Source organism: Arthrobacter sp. ZGTC131 (genome assembly GCF_002929275.1).
Taxonomy (GTDB): Bacteria; Actinomycetota; Actinomycetes; order Actinomycetales; family Micrococcaceae; genus Arthrobacter.
The window spans coordinates 1-532 of the sequence record NZ_PJIK01000104.1; the positions used below are offsets into that span (position 1 = coordinate 1).

Annotated in this window: 1 protein-coding gene; it reads left to right on the top strand. The window is 60.3% G+C overall.

From position 1 onward, the window contains the following. Positions 1–532 (top strand): adenosylhomocysteinase (locus CXQ90_RS21890; protein ID WP_146068976.1); only part of this gene is annotated, 532 nt, incomplete at both ends.

Below are 532 nucleotides of genomic sequence, written 5' to 3' on the forward strand. Positions count from 1 at the left end.
GAGCCGCGATGGACGGCTACCAGGTGGCGAAGCTGGAATCCGTCCTGGACCAGGGCGATATCTTCATCACCGCCACGGGCAACAAGGACATCATCATGGCCTCCCACATGGCCAAGATGAAGCACCAGGCGATCGTGGGCAACGTGGGCCACTTCGACAATGAGATTGACATGGCAGGCCTGGCCAGGACCCCCGGGATCCGCAAGGTGGAAATCAAGCCTCAGGTGCACGAATGGGTGTTTGACGGGGGCACCGACGAGCAGCGCAGCATCATTGTGCTTTCCGAGGGCCGCCTGCTGAATCTGGGCAATGCCACCGGCCACCCCTCCTTTGTTATGAGCAATTCCTTCGCCAACCAGACCATCGCGCAGATCGAGTTGTTCACCAAGCACGGCAAGTCACCCCGGGACGGCGGCTACGCCAACCAGGTGTACGTGCTGCCCAAGGTGCTGGACGAAAAGGTTGCGCGCCTGCATCTGGATGCTCTCGGCGTCGAACTCACTGAATTGAGCAAGAGCCAGGCGGAATACCT